Annotated in this window: 12 protein-coding genes; 10 read left to right on the forward strand and 2 right to left on the reverse strand. The window is 63.0% G+C overall.

What is annotated here, in order from left to right; translation table 11 throughout:
• Positions 1-398 precede the first annotated feature (398 nt).
• A complete protein-coding gene (locus R3X27_RS13595) occupies positions 399-1406 on the forward strand; it encodes a helix-turn-helix domain-containing protein (RefSeq protein WP_317709409.1) in 1008 nt (335 codons plus the stop codon).
• A gap of 53 nt (positions 1407-1459) precedes the next feature.
• Here the strand turns inward: R3X27_RS13595 and R3X27_RS13600 are convergent, their stop codons facing one another.
• Both R3X27_RS13600 and ettA read right to left on the reverse strand, forming a co-directional pair.
• The gene (locus R3X27_RS13600; protein WP_317709410.1) at positions 1460-3973 is read right to left on the reverse strand and encodes a cation:proton antiporter; all 2514 of its coding nucleotides are present in this window, start codon (positions 3971-3973) and stop codon (positions 1460-1462) included.
• Positions 3974-4359: 386 nt separating this feature from the next.
• Positions 4360-6015 carry an energy-dependent translational throttle protein EttA gene (gene ettA / locus R3X27_RS13605; protein ID WP_317709411.1) on the reverse strand — a complete coding sequence of 552 codons (1656 nt, stop codon included), beginning with the start codon at positions 6013-6015 and terminating at the stop codon, positions 4360-4362.
• 424 nt (positions 6016-6439) lie between these two features.
• Here ettA and R3X27_RS13610 point away from each other — a divergent pair, with 424 nt between their 5' ends.
• From R3X27_RS13610 to R3X27_RS13650, 9 genes are all read left to right on the forward strand, one after another.
• The gene (locus tag R3X27_RS13610; protein ID WP_317709412.1) at positions 6440-7516 is read left to right on the forward strand and encodes a glycosyltransferase family 2 protein; all 1077 of its coding nucleotides are present in this window, start codon (positions 6440-6442) and stop codon (positions 7514-7516) included.
• Complete coding sequence (locus R3X27_RS13615) at positions 7500-9053, forward strand: hypothetical protein (RefSeq protein WP_317709413.1); 1554 nt, start codon at positions 7500-7502, stop codon at positions 9051-9053. The genes R3X27_RS13610 and R3X27_RS13615 overlap by 17 nt, the downstream gene beginning before the upstream one ends.
• Position 9054: 1 nt before the next feature.
• Positions 9055-9795 (forward strand): class I SAM-dependent methyltransferase, encoded by a 741-nt coding sequence (locus tag R3X27_RS13620; protein ID WP_317709414.1) that lies wholly within the window; start codon positions 9055-9057, stop codon positions 9793-9795.
• Positions 9792-10760: a hypothetical protein gene (locus R3X27_RS13625; protein WP_317709415.1), complete on the forward strand. Its 969-nt coding sequence runs from the start codon at positions 9792-9794 to the stop codon at positions 10758-10760. The genes R3X27_RS13620 and R3X27_RS13625 overlap by 4 nt, the downstream gene beginning before the upstream one ends.
• A gap of 307 nt (positions 10761-11067) precedes the next feature.
• Positions 11068-11592, forward strand: coding sequence for a hypothetical protein (locus R3X27_RS13630; RefSeq protein ID WP_317709416.1), 525 nt, complete (start codon positions 11068-11070; stop codon positions 11590-11592).
• Between the two features lie 515 nt (positions 11593-12107).
• The gene (locus tag R3X27_RS13635; protein WP_317709417.1) at positions 12108-13751 is read left to right on the forward strand and encodes a tetrathionate reductase family octaheme c-type cytochrome; all 1644 of its coding nucleotides are present in this window, start codon (positions 12108-12110) and stop codon (positions 13749-13751) included.
• A 1-nt stretch (position 13752) separates the two neighbouring features.
• Entirely contained in the window at positions 13753-14415 is a 663-nt protein-coding gene (locus R3X27_RS13640) for a cytochrome b/b6 domain-containing protein (protein ID WP_317709418.1), read from the forward strand.
• 320 nt (positions 14416-14735) lie between these two features.
• Positions 14736-16223: an efflux RND transporter periplasmic adaptor subunit gene (locus R3X27_RS13645; protein WP_317709419.1), complete on the forward strand. Its 1488-nt coding sequence runs from the start codon at positions 14736-14738 to the stop codon at positions 16221-16223.
• Positions 16223-19615 carry an efflux RND transporter permease subunit gene (locus R3X27_RS13650; RefSeq protein WP_317709420.1) on the forward strand — a complete coding sequence of 1131 codons (3393 nt, stop codon included), beginning with the start codon at positions 16223-16225 and terminating at the stop codon, positions 19613-19615. The genes R3X27_RS13645 and R3X27_RS13650 overlap by 1 nt, the downstream gene beginning before the upstream one ends.
• Positions 19616-19631: the final 16 nt, after the last annotated feature.

Below are 19631 nucleotides of genomic sequence, written 5' to 3' on the forward strand. Positions count from 1 at the left end.
GATAAGGGGGGGCCCATTTCCGGGCCTCGACTCGCTGATTGCCCCGGGACGGGGTCTCGTTCGGCGGGGTCTCGGCAATGTCCTGGAGTTTCAGCGTCACCGGGATTTCGATCCGGAGTACGAGAACCATGACCTGTTCTTCCGGGGTCATTTCGGCGCTCCCTTTTGCAAAGGGTGCGGCTTGCCGCTGGGATGCGGTTGGAGTGCGGCCCAAAGGCGGTAGTAGCGAGCGTAGTAGATCATCTGTGTCTTCCCTCTTGGATGACGCGGATGTAACGCCGGGCGCGGATACGTTCCTTTGGGGGCTGGACAGTTGTTTTTGCGTTCTGGACAATTGCCCGGACAGACGGGATCGGACGAATGCCCCGGTCGGGAGGAAGGCTGGAGAAGGAGAGGCCGTGCCACGCGTCAGCACATACAGGCTTCGGCGTGTCGCGCAGGTCTATGCCAGAGAGCCCGCCGCGCGGACGCCGTTTGCTGACCTGATCGAGATGGCCGGCGCCGCACCCGAAGCGCTCGACCAACCGGACGGGACGTTTGAGCTTCTGCATGAGGCGGGCCTCGTCGAACGTGCCTGCCGGGAGTTGGGAGACAAGACATTCGCGGCCCGCGTGGGATTGTCGGCGCAGGGGCCTGGCACGCTGGTCGCCTATCTCGTGAGTGCAAGCACAACGCTGCAAGAGGCCCTGATGCTGGCGCAGCGCTATTATGCGATGCAGGATGCAGATGTCCGGATCGGCTTGGTCGGTTCGGCAGACGGGCCGCGGCTCACGCTGTCAAGCAACGTGATCCCGACGCACCAATACCCCAGACATCGCGAGATGCTGCTCTTCGGGCTCTACCGGCGTTTGCGCCAGATTGCCGGAGACGGGCTCTGGCCGATCTCGCTGGAACTCGACACCGACGACCTGAAACATTGCCAGAGATTGTCAGAGCTTGCCGGCTGTGCCGTGGCGGGAAATTGCGACAGCTATGCGGTGCAGCTTCCGCCCGGTGCGATGCAGTTCCCGATCCCGACCGCGGACGCTGCCTTGCTGGGGCATCTGCGCCAGCACGGGGAGACACAGCTGCGTGCGCGGCCCGTGGCAGAAAAGAGCCTGTCGGAGCGAGTCACGGATTTCCTTGAGGACCGTCTGCCCGGGCGTATGCCGAACGGTGACACGGTTGCCGACGCGCTTGGCATGACGCGTCGCACGATGACCCGACGGCTGGCGACGGAAGGCACGAGTTTCAAGGCGCTCCTCGAAGGAACCCAATGCGATCTGGCCAAGCGCTTGCTGCGCAGCGGTGAGAGCATCGCCCAGATTGCCTTCGCGCTGGATTTCGCTGATCAGGCCGCTTTTTCCGTTGCCTTCAAACGCTGGACCGGCGAGACCCCTGCACGCTATCGGCGCTCGAAACTGTAGACAAATGCGGTTCTCCCCGCCCCGTCACGGCCGCATCCGTGACATGGCCGGCCTCAGGCCTCTTCCCCTTTTCCAATCAGCAATCCGGACGTGTCGAGACCGCTCCTTTCGGCGCTTGATTGCACGGCGTTCCGCAATGCTTCGCTTCTCTTGAGAAGCCGCCGGAACCGCGCCTCGTCCAGCACAAGCAGCGTCGTGGGGGAAATGGCACGCGCCTCGACGCGCCGCGCCCTTCTCGTCGGAACAATCAACTGACCGAACACCTCGCCGCGTCCAAGGCGCCAGGGATGGCCGGCACGTTCCAGTTCGACCGCCCCCGAGGCGATGAAAAACACGCTCTTTTCGACGCCATCGCGCCGAATGATGACATCGCCGGAATTGACGTAATGCGTCCGCAATGCGCGGCTCAGGCGCTTCAGCGAGATCACGTCGAGATCGGAGAAAAGTGAGAACTGGCGGATAAGCTCGGACCGCCGGAGCGAGATATCAATGGGTGGGCGTTTCTCGGTCGCGGCACGTCGCGCGGCCAGATCCCGCATCAGGGACGTGTGGACTTCGGCGCCGATCAATCCGTCCTCGCGCATCGTGGTGTATTCCCGTTCCTCGATCCGAAGCGCCGTGCGACGAATGAAACGCCGCTCGAGTTCCTCGGCATAGCCCGGAAATTGCAGGCGCAGCCCCTCCAACGCGGTCCTGACCGACTCGATCCTCCGTGAGAGCAATTCGTGCATCAGATCGGCAACGCGCCGGCCATGAATCCGGCGGATGCGTCCATGAATGAATGGGTCGAGATCATGCAGGATCAGACGCTGGAACAGCAACATCTCGAACCGGTCGGCGATCAACCTGCCAAGGGGGGCCGAGAGCCCGAACCTGTTGTGCAGCACGACGGCGGCGCGGAAGGTCCGGCCATAGGCGACGCTCCGTCCCGCGGCCCGCTGGTAGCCGCTGCGGCCATTGGTGCGCACGCCCTCGATCAGCCGGTCGGCGTCCAACAGCAGGCGCTCGGCCATTCGGGCCGTAATCATCCTCTGGCGTACACCGACAAGTATGCTGTCCCGCTCATGCCCGGCCAACGCGATCAATCCGAGCGTTACGCGGTCTTTCTCGTGAATATCGGCATTCTCTTCGGCGGCTTTCACCGAGAGTTCCAACCGTTCTCCGAAGCGCTTGGCCTCGGAGCGCACGAGCTCGTGGTTGAGCTCATAGGTTTCGATGCTGCGCGCCACATCCTCCCGCACCGTCTGCAAGGCAACGGCGACCACCTGTCGTGACAACGCCTCATCGATCGGCGAGAGCCGGTCGAGGCCGAGCCGGCGGATGACCGTGCGCAGGGTCGTTCCCTGCACGAGCAGCGTAAAGAGCGTGAAACCGGTGGCGAGAACGCCGACCACGCGTTTTGTCTCTTCGGGTACGCGAAAGCTCTCGGTCACGGCCAATGCCAGGGCGAGTGTCACGGCCCCGCGCAGCCCGCCCCACAGGATCGCCACCCGATAGGGGCGCTCCACGACGGGCGAGGCCCGCACCAGCGCCAACAGTGGCAACAGCACGAACAGGATAATGGCACGGGCCGCTATCGCGGCGACGACGACCACCCCGATCAGCATCAGATCCTCGATGCGGAATTCTTCCAAAGTCCTGGGAACCAGGATTGCGGCGATTATGAAGATCAACGCTCCCGCCCAATGGGCAAGTATGTCCCAGAGATCGCGCAAGTTGGTCCATGCCTGCGGCGAAAGCCGCCCCGGGCCGGCCAGGTTCAACGTCAACCCGGCGGCAACAACCGCGATCACCCCCGACGCACCAACGCTCTGCTCCGCCACGATATAGGCAAGATATGGCAGCGCGACAGAGATCGAGAGCTGCGCCATGTGATGCTGGTTGAGCAAGGCCATGACCCAGACCGCGATTCGGGCCGTCACCCACCCCACCGCCGCCCCACCAAGGATCAGAAGCGGGAATTGCACGGTTGCATCGGCCAGCGTCGGGTTCGGAACACCGAGCATGACAAAGCTCATGAACAGGCCGAACAGCGCAATCGCGGCGGCGTCGTTGAGCAGGCTTTCGCCTTCGATGATACGGGCGAGGCGCGGCGGCGCGGAAATCGACCGGAAGATCGAGACCACCGCGGATGGGTCGGTCGTTGAGACGATTGCGCCGACGAGCAAGCAGGCCGCAAGCGGCAAGGCGCTGACCGAGGCGAGCGCGTATCCGACACAGACCGTGGCGACGACCACAGCCACGACCGCCAACACGAGGATCGGAACCCAGTCGTCCAGCATCCGGCGAACATCCATTCCGAGGGTTGCCTGAAAGAGCAGGGTCGGCAGGAAGACGTAGAGGAAGACGTTGGATCTGATCGGGAAACCGAGGACCGCTTCGGCGACTGGGTTCAACGCATCGGTGAGGGGTGTCCGGAGAAAGAATATCGCCCCGGCGCCAATCAGGATGCCGAGGATAGCGAGGATGACGCTATAGGGAACGCGCAGCCGAGCGGCCAACGGCTCGGCCGCTCCGATAACGAGAAACAGGGACGCGATGAACGTGGTAAAGAGAACAATTTCCATAGTGCCGAAATATCACGATCTGGCGCAGATGCATGGGCGAAACTGCATTCCGGGACCACGAAAAGAGCGGCGTTCCGGCGCCCGACCCTGACACGGCTCATCGACCAGCGGCCTGTTCGGTCTGTCCGGCTATAGGAGGCAGGCAATGCCTTGCCGCCTGTAGGGTGCGCCATTGGAATGTGCGATCCGCGATGCCGTGATCGATCCGGGCGGCGCCACTTCAGTGTCCTCCCCCGCGATCTCTGGTCGGACCCCGTCGGGGACCTGACATGGGATCGAGGGAGGAACCATTCTCTTTGAGCATCTCACGACTGCTTGACGCCAACTCGCGAGGTCCAAGCTGCCATAGAGCCGTGCTGTTCCCCGGCCAGACCGGGGAACATGCCTCAGCGCGTGAACTTCTTGTATTTCACCCGCTTCGGTTCGACCGAATCCGGCCCCAGACGACGGATCTTGTCCTCTTCATAAGCCTCGAAGTTGCCCTCGAACCACTCCACATGGGCCTCGCCCTCGAAGGCGAGAATGTGGGTGCAGAGACGGTCGAGGAAGAAGCGGTCGTGGGAGATGATCACCGCGCAGCCCGCGAAATCTTCCAGCGCGTCTTCCAGCGCCCGGAGGGTTTCGACGTCGAGGTCGTTGGTCGGTTCGTCGAGCAGCAACACGTTGCCGCCTTCCTTCAGCAGCTTGGCCATGTGGACCCGGTTGCGTTCACCGCCCGAGAGCAGGCCGACCTTCTTCTGCTGGTCGCCGCCCTTGAAGTTGAAGGCGCCGCAATAGGCGCGGGAGTTGATCTGGGCGTCGCCAAGCTCGATGATCTCGCCGCCGCCGGAGATTTCCTCCCAGACGGTCGCCTTGTCATCCAGCGAGTCGCGGGACTGGTCGACAAAGGAGAGCTGGACCGTGTCGCCAAGCTCGACCGTGCCGGTATCGGGTTCTTCCTGGCCAGTGAGCATGCGGAACAGCGTCGATTTGCCGGCGCCGTTGGGACCGATCACACCGACAATGCCGCCGGGCGGAAGCGAAATCGAGAGGTCTTCGATGAGCTGCTTGTCGCCGTAATGCTTCGACATCCCCTCGATTTCGATGACCTTCTGGCCAAGGCGGGGGCCGTTGGGGATGACGATCTGGGCCTTGGAAATCTTCTCGCGCTCGGACTTCCCGGCCATTTCCTCATAGGCGTTGATCCGGGCTTTCTGCTTGGCTTGCCGGGCCTTGGCACCAGCCCGGATCCATTCAAGCTCTCGATCCAGCGTCTTCTTCTTGGACGCGTCTTCCTTCGCCTCGCGTTCCAGCCGCTTGGCCTTCTGTTCCAGCCAGGCGGAGTAATTGCCCTCGTAGGGAATGCCCCGGCCACGGTCGAGTTCGAGAATCCAGCCGGTGATGTCGTCGAGGAAGTAGCGGTCGTGGGTGACGATCAGGATCGTGCCCTTGTAGTCGATCAGGTGCTGCTGGAGCCAGGCGACGGTCTCGGCGTCGAGGTGGTTGGTCGGTTCGTCCAGCAGCAGCATGTCGGGGGCTTCGAGCAACAGCTTGCAGAGCGCGACCCGGCGGCGCTCACCACCCGAGAGGTTTTCAGGCATGGCGTCGTCCGGCGGGCAGCGCAGCGCCTCCATGGACACGTCGACCTGGCTGTCGAGATCCCAGAGATTCTGGCTGTCGATCTCGTCCTGAAGCTGCGCCATCTCCTCGGCGGTCTCGTCCGAGTAATTCATCGCCAGCTCGTTATACCGGTCGAGGATGTCCTTCTTGGGTTTGACGCCCAGCATGACATTCTCACGCACGGTCAGGCTCTCGTCGAGATGCGGCTCCTGCGGCAGGTAGCCGACCTTGGCGCCCTCGGCGGCCCAGGCCTCGCCGGAGAAATCCTTGTCGAGCCCGGCCATGATCTTCATCAGGGTCGACTTACCGGAGCCGTTGACACCCACCACGCCGATCTTCACGCCCGGCAGGAAGCTCAAGCGGATGTTCTCGAAGCATTTCTTGCCACCGGGGTAGGTCTTGGAGACGCCGTCCATGTGGTAGACATATTGGTAGGAAGCCATCGGGGGTGCTCGCATCTGGGAAATCTGGTTGCCGGCTTATCTATCCCCCGGACCGGCGTGTTTCAATCGCTCTCGGCGGAGATCGTGTCGGCGGCGTTTCGAAGGGCCGATGGATTGTTCCGCGCTGCGCGAAACTGCCGGGTGCAATCGCGCCTGGACCATCGAGTCTTCGCGAGCGGTTCCACGGCCAGTATCGCGAGATCGGTGCCTGAGAAACCCTGAGCAGGATGGCCCCATCTCAAGGCATCACCCAGCATCGTCAAGCGGGCAGAGCCTATCACACCTGCGGCCGGTTTGTGTCGGAATGACCACGCTGCCGCCGACGCGCCTGTCACTCGAAATTACCGACTATTCGCCCAGCTTCTGACACGGCAGTATTGGAGGAAGCAGTGAATTCGACCGAACACAGAAACACAGGCAGATTATGGCACAGATCGAGTATCAGGTTGATACCTTGCATCCCTCTGTTTCCACGTCCGGTTCAGCCGACGGCGACACCTGTGGATTGAAACTCATCGTCCAGGTGCCCTGCTACAACGAAGAGACGACCCTGCCTCAAACGATTGCCGACATTCCACGCAGCATTCCCGGCATTGGCGTGGTGGAGGTCCTCGTCATCGATGACGGCTCGACAGACAACACCACGGCTGTCGCACGGCGCTGCGGCGCCGATCATGTCCTCCGGCAAACCAGCAACAAGGGTCTGGCAACCAACTTCCAGACTGGTATCGAATATGCCCTGGCTGCGGGTGCCGACATCATCGTCAACACCGATGGAGACAATCAGTATTGGGGAGGATCGATTCCCGAACTGGTGCGTCCGATTGTTGATAAGCGCGCCGAGATCGTACTTGGGGATCGCAAGCCCGGCGAAAACACGGAGTTCACGCGGTCGAAACGGAATCTCCAGCGCCTTGGCAGTTTCGTCGTGCGTTCGATGGCAGGAATTGACGTCGATGACGCGGTCTCCGGCTTTCGCGCCTATTCGCGCGAAGCGGCCATGACAATCAACGTCATGACGCCCTTCAGCTATACGGTGGAGACACTGATCCACGCGGGTCAACAAGGCTTCACAGTCTGCTCTGTGCCGGTCCGGACCAACCCGTCCACACGGCCCTCGCGACTGTTTCGCTCGAACATCCAGTTCATTCGCAAACAGCTGGCAACGCTGCTGCGGAGCACGGTCATGTATCGCCCCTTGTCAGCCTTTCTGGTTCTTGGCGGTTTCATGTTGCTGATCGGGGCCATCCCGGTCATTCGCTTCCTGTATTTCTATTTCGGTGGCGATGGCGAAGGTCACATTCAATCGCTCGTGCTTGGCGGCGTGTTCCTTCTGGCGGGCTATTTCACGGTGGTCGTTGCCTTTCTGAGCGACACGATCGCGACGAACCGTCGACTGACCGAAGCAACTCTCCTCCGTCTGCGGCGCCTCGAGCACGCGCTTCGGACCCAGGAGTCGCCGCCGCGCGACGGAGGGTCGGCGGATGAGCCTCGCGACTGACGCCGCCGCGCGTCCGAGCCATTCCCGCGTGGTGCTGGTCTCCTGGATCGGCGCCCTGATCGGGATGGTCGCCTATGCCGTGATTGTTTTTCTGTTGGGGAGAAATCTTTCGCCGCCCTATTTCGGGATGGAGATATACGACCAATACTATCTCGCCCTGCGTGAGGGGCGATTGGACCTGCCCGCTCGCTTGCTGCGTCTGGAGGGGCATTTCACGCCGGATGGCACGGCATATAGCTATCACGGCATCGCTCCGCTTCTCACCCGCTTCCTGCTGGCGCCTTTCGTCGATCTGGCGGAGTATTCCCTGACTCCCCTGTCGCTCTGGATCTGGGCCACGGCCGGCACGCTGATGTGGCACGCCGCTTTCCTGCGCGTCGCGTCCCTTTTCTGGCCCGACGGTGGGAAGGGCGCCTCCGGCTGGGCCGCATTGCTTGCGCTGACCTGTTGGGCGGGCATGCCGGGGCTTTTGCTGGTATCGAACTTTGCCTTCTACAATGAACCGATTGCGGTGACCTATGCGCTCACGGCCGGCTACTGCCTGATCTGGACACGGTTCCTGCTTCTCCGGCGCCAGATGCTCTGGGCACTTCTCGGATTGGCGCTCCTGGCCGCGATCAGCGTCCATGCCCGCCCGAACGTGGCCGTCGGGCTCTATGCCGGCACGGTTTTCGCAATCGGTCTGTCAGCTTCTCAACTCGGTCGCCGTGTCTTTCTTCCCGCTGTACTCGCTCTGTCGATCCTCGGTCTGGGCGGGGGGGCCTTTCTCGCCCTGAACAAGGCCAAGTTCGGAGATGTCGCGGAAATGCATGGCGCCTTCGAGGGCGGTGGCGTGACCTATGGCGTGGTCTTCTGGGGATACGAGAGCCCGACGTCAAAGCGCTTGAAGGGCTTTGAGGACTATGGGCGTTTCAATCTCGAACGCGTGCCGGCCAATGCCGCGATGTATTTCGGAGCACCGCCACGAATCCTGATGCCGAAGCAATATGATCGTCTGTACCAGTGGCATCAGGATCTCACCGAGCGCCGCTTCAGCTTTGTGCGCGTCGAGATGCCGGGCGGTGGGATTCCGTTCCTGTGGACGGGGTTCGCGGCACTTGCCGTCATCGGGCTGGTCTTTGGCGGCAGGCTGCTGATTTCGTCTTCCGGGTTGCTGCTGGCGACAGGATGCTCGGCGTTGCTCATCTTGTCATACGCGACCGTTACGCTCCGGTATCACGTCGATGTCTGGCCATTGATCGCAGTGCTTGCGCTGGTCGGGTGTGCCCGCATCACCCCCGTTCTCGCGCGCTCGAACATACCGGCCAGCCTATTCCTGGCTGTCTCGGTTGTCTTGTGCTTCGGAGTGGCGTTCAACGCTGCGGTCGCATTGAATTACTCGGTCCTGCTCAAGGAACTGCCCGGCACTCCGTTCGAAGCGATGTCGAAGGAGACTTGCATGGACCTGATCGCAGAGAAGGGTTTCACACCGGATCGTGTCGACGAGATCTGCCGATCGCCGCGTGCGACCCATGCAAAGACTGGAGAACAGGGGTGAGATGTCCATTTCTCGGAACATAAAGTCAGGATACGTGCAGATCGCCCATGGATTGGGCCGAGGCGCAGACGCCGTGGGGCTGATCCCCTGGCTGGATCGCCGGGCGACAAGATCCCGGCGCGCCCATTGGCTGCGCAGCCTCTTCGCGATTCACGATGTCGACGCGCTTGTATCACTGGATGTGCCGTGGTGGACCTATGCTGCCATCGATGAAGTGGACGCCTTTCTGAAGGCGCGGCCGGGCGCGCGCGTTTTCGAATACGGGTCGGGCGCGAGCACTGTCTGGCTGGCCCGGAGGGCTGGGTCGGTGACGTCGGTCGAGCATATGGCCGGTTGGCATGAGCGGGTCGAGTTGCTGATCGCCGCCCATGCCCTTCAGGCCGATGTCGATCTGCGCCTTGTGGAACCCGATGCGACCCCGTCCGAGGACTCGCTCTACCTTTCGCAGAAACCCGGCGAAACGGGGGCGAGCTTTACGGCCTATGCCGCAGCGATCGATGCCGCGGATGGTCCGTTCGACGTGATCGTGGTCGATGGCCGGGCCCGGCAGGCCTGCCTCGAACATGCCAAGCGACGGCTGGCGCCGGACGGCATCATCGTATTCGACAATTCGAACCGCGCCCGATACCGCGATGCGATCGAGAACAGTGGTCTGCACGGCAGCCGGCTTCGCGGACTGACACCCAGCCTTCCCTATCCGGACGAAACCACCCTGCTCGCCGCTGGAGCCGCATCGACATGAAACCCGCGGTTGCGCGATTTCTTCCAAAGGCAGTCGGACTGATCTTTATCGCGCTGGCGATCTGGTTTCTCGCAAGGACCGTGGTTGAGAACCGACAAGCCCTGGCGGACTGGCGGCCGGATATCCGGGATATTGCCTTGATGGCCGGGCTTGGCGTGTTCTACGCCCTGTCCCTGCTCCTGTTGGCCGAGACATGGCATCGAATCGTCAATCTCTTCGGCACCGAACCACGCAAACGCACATTCCAATCCTACACGGCGACACTCGTGGCGCGCTATATTCCGGGCAATATCGCGCATCTGATCGGGCGGGCGGCCTATCTCCGCAACGGATCGCTGGGAACGGGCGATCTCGGGCGGGCAACCCTGCTCGAACTGGCGATAACACCGCTCGGTGCGGTTCTCGCTCTGGCTCTGCTCTGGGTGAAGCTCCCGAAGGAAGACCTCCCCGTCGACCTGTCCGCACTTCCCTGGCCAGTTCCGCTGTTGGTGTGCGCAGCAGGTTTGTTTTCACTCCGCCTGTTCGCGCGGCAGGCCCGCATTGCAAAGGTCCTGCTGCCTGTCTTCTTCTCTGCCCTGTTCATGATCGGCCTCGGGACAAGTTTCGCTCTTCTTGCCGCGAGCGAGACGACGGTCGCCCTGCCCGTGGCCGCGGCAATTGCGATTTGCGCCTGGATCGCGGGGTATGTGACACCGGGGGCGCCGGGCGGCGTCGGAACACGGGAAGCGGTTCTGGTCGCCCTGATGTCCGCCGCAGGCTGTCCGGCGGACATGGCGATCGTGTTGAGCGTTCAACTCCGGCTGGTGACTCTGACCGGAGAGGTGCTTTGCACGGCGTTGGGTTGGCTGGCCTGGCCGTTCCTCCCGGGGCAGGCTGGCAAATCTGGGTGTCCTGAGACCTCACCATGCCAGGTTTCGACTAACCCGTCCCCCCAACCTCCCCCCTCAGTCGAGCATGGGAAGTAGCACAGGACAGTCACGGCGGCTGCCAGCAGCGCGGTCGACGGGCGCCGGGCGACAATCACCGCGATCGACATCGGGTAGCCGTACTCGCTCCGCAAAAGACAGGTCACCACGGGCTTTCGTCCCAGACGCTGGTGAGCAGCCCCAATTGAGGGGTCAAGTTCGGATGCGAGCGCATGGTCAGATGTTTTCTGACGCCGGTGGATCGAGACCGCGGCAAATCGGCCGGCTCTTGCGTTCGGTAGGTGTTCCGAGGGATACGGCGGCGCATAGACCTGCCTTGGGCGGACCATCGAAAGCCGATAGCGCAATGCCTCAGACCGACTTACTCAAAACAGATTGTTCGAAATGCGCAGCTCTTTGCTGTGTCGTGCTGGCTTTCGACAAGGGCAAGGATTTCGCATTTGACAAGAATCCCGGGGAGCCGTGCCGGAACCTGTCGGGGCACAGTTGCACGATCCATGACAGGCTGAGGCAAGACGGGTTTCCGGGTTGCGTCGCCTATGAGTGCCTCGGTGCCGGCAACCGTGTCGTTCAGGAGGTTTTCGATGGGCAAACCTGGCAGACGGACCCCCGCCTCGTCCGCGTGATGATGGAAGCTTTCTCGGCCATGTGCGAAGTCCACAAGCGCATCGACTTGCTGCGGGCCGCCGGGACAGTGTCGCTTGAGCCGCGCGACGAGCAGACACGTCGGGACTTCCTTGCGCATCTCGAGCAGCATCCGTGGAATGGGCCTGACCTCAATGAGTTCGAGGTGGGTCTGGCGTTGGAGATCGACATCTTCATCCACGGGATCAGCGAACATCTGCCCGCCGCATTCTCCGCCCGAAGGTAAGCCTGCCAGGTTTGCCGGCCGAGTTGCGCCTTTGAGCGCATTCCGGCACGTATTCACCGGCAAGGCGCCGCAGAGCGCAGCCATAGGCCGACCAAGCGGCGCACGGTCATGAAATGCGTCCAACGGCTACGAGAGTTCCATTTTCCGGGCCAGACGTGCCACCCTTCTTTTGCCGCGCTTGCACCTGACGCCATCAGGGCGGCGCGCAAACTGTGGTGCCCTCGGGAGAAATGCTGGCGCGGCGGGTTGACCTTGTTCCGGGTGCGTTAAATCCGCGCGACTTTGGGTCATATGCTGTATTTCACACATATAAATTTTCCCAACTTAAACCGGAGGCTAATTTTTTTAAGAAACATGTCCGAAACAAAAGGCATACCACACAGATATATTTCTGTTTTTGTAAACATATTAAAACATTCAAATACTGTGTTGTGTCATGGATTCAACACTCCCACGGGTGTTTGATGGGCTCATTCAGGACCGCTGAAACACCCGGATGATGGAGGGACATCAACATGATTTCCGCAAGATCACTGGCTGCTGTGGGCCTGACCCTTGCACTCGCAGGGGCCGGGGTCGCCGTAGCTCAGAGCACAGGAGCGCCACCTGCGGAAGGCTCCACAAGCACTGTCGACCATACCAAGCTGGAAGCGCTGCAGAAGGCGTTTGCAACCGGCCCCGAGGTCACGGCAGCTTGTCTCTCCTGCCACACGGAAGCGTCCGATCAGGTCAAACAGTCCGTTCACTGGACCTGGGATTACGAGCATCCCGACACGGCGCAGGATCTCGGCAAGAACAACGTCATCAATTCCTATTGCGTCGGCGTGGCCGCAAACGAGCCGCGTTGCACCTCCTGCCATGTTGGCTACGGTTGGACCGACATGGCCTCCCCGCCGCCAATGGAGGCGAATGCGGTGGATTGCCTTGTCTGCCACGACAAGTCCGACACCTATTTCAAGATCCCTGCCGGGGCTGGCAAGCCCTTTGGCAAGGAGGTCAAGGAAGGGGCGGTCACCAACACCGGCAAACCCGCCAAACCGGTCGATTTGACACTGGCCGCGCAGAGCGTCGGCCTGCCGGATCGGGACAATTGCGGAAACTGCCACTTCTACGGCGGCGGCGGCGATAACGTGAAGCACGGGGACCTGTCCTCGGTGTTGCACAATCCCGACGAGAGCATCGACGTGCACATGGCCGAGGACGGGCTGAACTTCACCTGTTCGACCTGCCATGTCTCCAACGAGCACCAGTGGCACGGTTCGCGCTACAACGTGACCGCCAAGGACACCGAGGGCGCTCCGCCTCCGGGCCAGCGGCATGACGTCTCCACCTGCGAGAGCTGCCACGATACCGAGCCGCATGACAGCCTGACGGTGATCGGCTTCAAGCTGAACTCGCATCGCGACAAGATCGCCTGCCAGACCTGCCATATCCCGACCTATGCCAAGGGCGGCGTGCCGACCAAGACGGTCTGGGACTGGTCGACGGCCGGTCGCATGAGCGACGAAGGCAAACCCTACAAGGAGGCAAAATACGAAAGCGCCAGCGGCAAGAAGAAGCCGACCTACGTGACCCAGAAGGGCGATTTCGAATGGGGTGAGGACCTGCAGCCGGAGTATTACTGGTTCGACGGACAGATCCAGTATGCCAATACCGACAAGGAGGTCGTTCCCGGCGAGATCATGCTGGTCAACACGATCTCCGGCAGCCAGGAGGATGACACGGCGCGTGTCTGGCCCTTCAAGGTCATGCGCGGCAAGCAGCCCTACGACACCGAGCGCAACCGGCTGCTCTATCCGCATCTCTTCGGACCGGGCTCGGAGACGGCTTATTGGGGCAAATGGGATTGGGACACCTCCTTCAAAGCGGGCGCGGCCGCGGCGGGCACCGAGTATTCGGGCAGCTACGACTTCGTCTCGACCGAGATGTTCTGGCCGATCACCCACATGGTCGCCCCGGCAAAGGACGCCGTGAACTGCGAAGAATGCCACAAGAAGGACGGGCGCCTGGCCAATATCGCCGGCATCCACATCCCCGGCGCCAACCCGATGGGACCGGGCGGCAAGCTCGGCGCGCTGATCCTCGCGTTGACGCTGGCAGGCATCCTCTTCCACGGGCTCGCGCGTCTCTTTGGCCGCAACAGCAGAAAGGAGCAGTAAGATGATCCAGAGAACCGTCCAGATCTTCCCGCCCTTCGAGCGCTTCTATCACTGGGCGCAGGTCGTGCTCGTCATCCTGATGACCTATACCGGCTTCCGGCTCTACGGCATCCATGAATGGATGGCCTATGACCAGGCGGTGCTGTGGCACACCTATTCGGCGCTGCTGCTGATGCTGCTCTGGGTCTTTGCCATCTTCTGGCACCTGACCACAGGGACCTGGCGGCATTACGTGCCGACCACGGACGGGCTCATCCACGTGATGCGCTTCTACAGCTTCGGCATCTTCAAGGGCGAGGACCATCCCTATCGCAAGGTCTACTGGCGCAAGCACAACCCGCTTCAGTCCATGGCCTACCTGGCGCTGAAGGTGCTGGTCTTCCCGCTGATCTGGATCACCGGGATTGCCTATCTGACCTATCGGCTCTGGGAGCCGGCGGCCGGGTCGGGCTTCTGGATCGAGATCGTCGGCAACCTGCATGTGCTGGCAGCCTTCGGCATCCTCTCCTTCATCGTCATGCATCTCTACCTGATGACGACCGGGCATTCGATCTGGCATCACGTCAAGCCGATGTTCACCGGCTATGACGAGGTGGAACTGACGCCGGCGGAAGAAGCCTATCTCGAACAGGACGAACCGGGCCGGATCAAACCGGCAGGATAAGCCGCTTCATCATCGCGTTGGATGCCCCGGATCACCGGGGCATTCTGCTGTCTGACGGTGCCGCCGGCCAGCCAGGTCCCGTGTCGCCCACCGAGCGACGTCCATCTGGAAATGTTCAAGATGCGGAAAGGGACCGGATCGCGCAAAGGAGCGCAGCTTTCAGATCCGGGCGCGTCCGGCCGGCAGACCGCGGCTGCGCCAATTTGCGGCTCACCCACCACCATAATGTCGCATCACTTCATTGAGTCCGTTGACGACGGAACAGCGCCCATGGAACGTACCACCATCAACGCATAAACATATTCGCAGGAATTGATCTGATGGGAACCATCGCTCGCACGAGCTTCGGCCTGGCAATCGGAGGCGTCTCGCTGGCGCTGCTTCTGACAGCGGCCGGGATTGTCCATGATGCCTGGCAGGATCGGGTTGGAAGCGCGACGAAGAAGAAACAGCCCCGCGAGCGGGCCTATTCGGTCAATGTCGAAACCCTTCTGGCAGAGACGGTTTCGCCGATCATCACCGCCTATGGGCACCTGGAGAGCGGCCGGACGCTTGAGTTGCGCGCAGCCGTCGCCGGGAAACTGGTTTCGCTGTCGGAGGGGTTCCGCGATGGCGGGGTCGTGGCGGCTGGCGACGTGCTCTTTGCCATCGACCCGGCGAAACTCGAAACCGCGGTTGCCCTCGCGGAGACGGATGTTGCGGAAGCGGAGGCGACATTGGCCGAGGCGGCGGCGGCGCTCGAACTGGCGCGGCTCGAGGCGGACGCCTCACAGGAACAGCTCGACCTGCGCGTGCAGGCTGCGGAGCGTCAGCAGGGCTTGCGCGACCGGGGCGTGACCACGGAAGCCGAGCTGGAGACGGCGGTGCTTGCCCGGGCTGCAGCGGCACAGACATTGCTGAACCGCCAGCAGGTCGTTGCCGGGGATGAAGCCCGGATGGCGCAGGCAGAGATTACCCTCCGCCGGGAAACCATCGCACTGGAGGAAGCCCGGCGGGACCTTGCGGAGGCCGAGCACCGTGCGCCCTTCGCCGGGATCGTCAGCGATGTCACCGCGATCGAAGGCCGGCTTGTCTCGACCAATGAGCAGCTCGGGGAGTTGATCGACAGCTCCGCGCTGGAGGTCGCCTTCCGGGTGACCAACAACCAGTATGCGCGCCTGCTGAACGACAAGGGCGAGATGCGGAAAGCCGATGTCGAACTGCTGGTGCAGCGTGGCCGGAATACGACGACCTTACCCGCCAAGCTGGATCGCGCCGGCGCCGAGCGGGAGGAAGGGCAGATCGGACGCCTCGTCTATGCGCGGCTGGTGGAGCCGGATCCGAATTTCGTCCAACAGGGTGATTTCGTGACCGTCCGCATCCCCGAGCGCCCGCTGGAAGGCGTGGCCCGAATCCCGACCACCGCCATCACGACAGATGGTCGCCTCCTGCTGATCGGAGAGGATAACCGGCTCGTCGAGCACCAGGCGACACTGCTGCGACACCAGGGCGACGAGATCATCGTCGGCGATGTGCCCTTCGGGGAGCGCTTCGTCGAGGTGCGCGCCCTGCAGCTCGGACCGGGTATCCAGGTGACGCCCGTGGAACCTGAGCCAGTAGGTATGCAACCCGCCGCGCCGGCAGCGCCACCTGCGCCCGCCGTGATCGCGCTGGACGAGGACCGCCGCACCGCCATCATCGCCTTCATCGAGGCCAGCGAACAGATGAAGCCGGAGAAGCGGGCGCAATGGCTGGCCGAACTGGCGCAGCCCGAGGTGCCTCGCAGCACGGTGGAGAAATTCGAAGCCAAGATCGCGGAGAGCCAGTGATGTCCGCGCAATCGACCGGGCTGCTGGGCTATTTCACCCGCCACAACACCGCCGCCAGCTTCGTCATGGTGGTGATGCTGGTCCTCGGGATCGCGGCGACCGGCAAGATCCGCTCCCAGTTCTTCCCCGATGTGGTGATCGACACAGTCACCGTCACGGTGGATTGGGACGGCGCCGGGCCAGAAGGGCTCGACCGCTCGGTCGTGGCATTGCTGGAACCGGCCTTGCAGGGCGTTGAAGGGGTGACGGAGTCCACGGCTGTGTCCAAGGACGGCTCGACGACGGTGACACTGGTCCTGGAACCGGGCTGGGACATGGCGCGCGCCACCGAGGACGTGAAAGCAGCCGTCGATAGCGTCAAGACGCTGCCCGATAGCACCGAAGAGCCGGTTGTTCGGCGCGGCGCCTGGCGGGACAAGGTGACGGAGGTGGTCATTTCCGGCCCCATCGCGCCAGACCAGCTTGGCCGGATCGGGGACGAGTTCGTCTCCCGCCTCTACCGCCAGGGCATCACGCGTACCGCGATCACCGGCGTTGCCGCGCCACAGATTGAGGTGGCGGTGCCGGAAGTGTCGCGCATCCGCCACGACATCTCGATGGAGGAAGTCGCCGAGGCCATCTCGCGCGAGGTCGATACCCGCCCCGCCGGTGAGGTCTCCGGTGGATCGGTGCGTCTGCGCGCGGGCGAGGAGACCCGCGATGCGGATGCAATCCGCAACCTCGTGATCCGGGTGAACCCGGACGGCTCCAAGCTCTACCTGCGCAATGTCGGACGTGTGAACGTGACCGGCGCGGATGAGGGCCGCGCCTATTTCGTCGGCGACACTCCCGCCGTGCTGATCCGCGTGGATCGCTCGGCGGAGGGCGATGCGATCAAGATGGAAGCAACGGTTCGCGCCCTGGCGGCGGAGATGGCACCCGAACTGCCCGAAGGCGTGCAGGTCCAGTTGATCAACACCCGTGCCAAGGACATCACAGACCGGCTCGACATCCTGATCGAGAACGGGCTTTCGGGCCTCGCCCTGGTGCTGATAACGCTTTTCCTGTTCCTTTCGGCGCGCACGGCTTTCTGGGTGGCGATGGGCATTCCTGTCTCCATGCTGGCGGCCATCGCGGTCATGTATGCGGCCGGCCTGACCATCAACATGATGTCGCTTTTCGCGCTCATCATAACGCTCGGCATCGTGGTGGACGACGCCATCGTCGTCGCCGAACATGCCGATTTCCGGCATCGCTCGCTGGGCGAGGCCCCCGGCCTGGCACCGGTCAACGCGATCCGGCGGATGCTCGGGCCGGTCTTCGCCTCCACCATCACCACCGTGCTGGCCTTTGTCGGGCTGCTCTTCGTCGGCGGCGGGTTCGGGCGCCTGATTGCCGATATCCCCTTCGTGGTGGCCGCCGTTCTGGTCGCCTCGCTGATCGAGAGCTTCATCATCCTGCCCAACCACATGCGTCACGCGCTGGAGGCCAGCCCAAAACGCCATTGGTATGACTGGCCTTCCACGCAGTTCAACCGCGGCTTCTCCTGGCTGAGCGAAACCCTCTTCGCGCCCTTCATGCATTGGGTGATCCGGCTGCGCTATGCGGTCATCTCGGCGATGATCCTGCTGCTGGCGGCCTCCTTCTCGACGGTGCTGCGCGGCGACGTGCCCTGGGCCTTCTTCACGCCCCCCGAACGCGGCTCGGTGACCGGCAATTTCGCCTTCCTGCCCGGGGTCACCCGCGAGGACGCACGCGCCATGGCGCAAGAGCTTGACCGCGCGGTGGCCGCCGTGTCCGAGGAGCTGACCGCCGTCGATGGCGGCTCGCCCGTGATCCATTCCGTGACCCAGGTCGGCGGCACCGCCGGCAAGGGCATCCCCGGCGAGGCGACACTGGATCCGGACGCGCTCGGCTCCATCGATATTGGCCTTGTCGGCTCGGACGAGCGCGATTTCTCGGCGCAGGATTTCGTGCGCGCGCTGCAACAGGAGGTCACCCGCCCCGCAGGGCTCGCGCTCCTCTCCTTCCGCAGCCAGGGCGCGGGGCCGGGCGGCGACTCGCTTGCAGTGAATTTCTACGGCCCGGATTCCTTTGTTCTGAAAGCTGCCGCGAGAGACCTGACCGCCGCGCTTGGCGATTACCCGGAGGTGACCGGGCTGCAAGACAGCCTGCCGATGGGCAAGGAAGACATGGTGCTCCGGCTCACGCCGCTGGGCGAGGCGCTCGGCTTCACCACCGAAGCCATCGGCGCCGAGCTGTTCGCGCGGCTGAACGGCATCACGGCGGCCGAATTCCCCGCCGGCACCCGCACCACCGAGATCACCGTGCGCCTGCCGGAGGCCGAACAGCAGGGCGATTTCCTGCAATCGACCCGGATGCGCACGCCGACCGGCGAATGGGTGCCACTGGGGGAAATCGTCACCACCTCCAGCAGCCCGGCCTTCTCCACCGTGAACCGGGAAAATGGCCGCCGCCTTGTCACCGTCACTGGCAGCCTCGCCGAAGACAGCCCGGAACGCGCCGCCGAGATCGGGGCGGCGTTGCGCAGCGAGATCCTTCCGGAGATTGCCGAGCGCTACAATCTCGACTGGGAACTCGGCGGGCTCTCGATGCAGGAAGACGCCTTTCTCGACGAGGCCATGATGGGCTTCCTGCTCTGCATCCTCGGGATCTATCTCGTGCTGGGCTGGGTCTTCGGAAGCTGGTTCCGGCCATTGATCGTGCTCGCCGTCATCCCCTTCGGGCTGATCGGCACGATCTGGGGACACGCGCAATTCGGGCTGGCCATGTCACTCTTCACCGTGATCGGGCTGATCGGCATGTCGGGGATCATCATCAATGACGCCATCGTGCTGGTGACAACGGTGCAGGACTATGCGCGCCACAAGGCGATCGTGCCGGCCGCCGTGGCCGGCGCAAAGGACCGCCTGCGGCCGATCCTGCTCACCACGCTGACAACCGTCCTCGGCCTCGCCCCCCTGATGTTCGAGGAGAGCCGCCAATCGCTTTTCCTCAAGCCGACAGTCGTGACCCTCGTCTACGGCCTCTCGGTCGGTTTCTTCATCGTGCTGTTGATGGTCCCGGCGCTCATGGTGATCCAGGCCGACATCGCCCGCTCCATGCGGTCATTGCGACGAATGCTGTCCGCACGCCGCGGGCATGGCTTTGTCCGCGGCCTGACACTGCTGGCATTTGGCGCGATCCTGGCCGTCAACGCCGTCTTGTTCTGGCCGGGGACCGGGGCCGAGTTATCCGAAAGGGTGGTTTCCGGTTTCAGCGGCGGTCTGTCGCCGGGACAGGCATCCCTGCTCCTCTCGTTGGTGATCTCTCTGACGATAACGCTGCTGTACATGATGGCGACCTGGTTGCCGACGAGGAGACGGAAAGCCGAGCAAACCTCGTCACGATAGGTCCCGCTTCACCGCC

The sequence above is a fragment of the Tropicimonas sp. TH_r6 genome, from assembly GCF_033101155.1.
Classification (GTDB): domain Bacteria; phylum Pseudomonadota; class Alphaproteobacteria; order Rhodobacterales; family Rhodobacteraceae; genus Tropicimonas.

Excerpts from the sequence above, each read along its gene's own strand:
- R3X27_RS13650 (WP_317709420.1), top strand. The coding sequence starts at position 16,223 with ATGTCCGCGCAATCGACCGGGCTGCTGGGCTATTTCACCCGCCACAAC.
- ettA (WP_317709411.1), bottom strand. The coding sequence starts at position 6,015 with ATGGCTTCCTACCAATATGTCTACCACATGGACGGCGTCTCCAAGACC.
- R3X27_RS13610 (WP_317709412.1), top strand. The coding sequence starts at position 6,440 with ATGGCACAGATCGAGTATCAGGTTGATACCTTGCATCCCTCTGTTTCC.
- R3X27_RS13645 (WP_317709419.1), top strand. The coding sequence starts at position 14,736 with ATGGGAACCATCGCTCGCACGAGCTTCGGCCTGGCAATCGGAGGCGTC.
- R3X27_RS13635 (WP_317709417.1), top strand. The coding sequence starts at position 12,108 with ATGATTTCCGCAAGATCACTGGCTGCTGTGGGCCTGACCCTTGCACTC.
- R3X27_RS13600 (WP_317709410.1), bottom strand. The coding sequence starts at position 3,973 with ATGGAAATTGTTCTCTTTACCACGTTCATCGCGTCCCTGTTTCTCGTT.
- R3X27_RS13640 (WP_317709418.1), top strand. The coding sequence starts at position 13,753 with ATGATCCAGAGAACCGTCCAGATCTTCCCGCCCTTCGAGCGCTTCTAT.
- R3X27_RS13625 (WP_317709415.1), top strand. The coding sequence starts at position 9,792 with ATGAAACCCGCGGTTGCGCGATTTCTTCCAAAGGCAGTCGGACTGATC.
- R3X27_RS13615 (WP_317709413.1), top strand. The coding sequence starts at position 7,500 with ATGAGCCTCGCGACTGACGCCGCCGCGCGTCCGAGCCATTCCCGCGTG.
- R3X27_RS13630 (WP_317709416.1), top strand. The coding sequence starts at position 11,068 with ATGCCTCAGACCGACTTACTCAAAACAGATTGTTCGAAATGCGCAGCT.
- R3X27_RS13620 (WP_317709414.1), top strand. The coding sequence starts at position 9,055 with ATGTCCATTTCTCGGAACATAAAGTCAGGATACGTGCAGATCGCCCAT.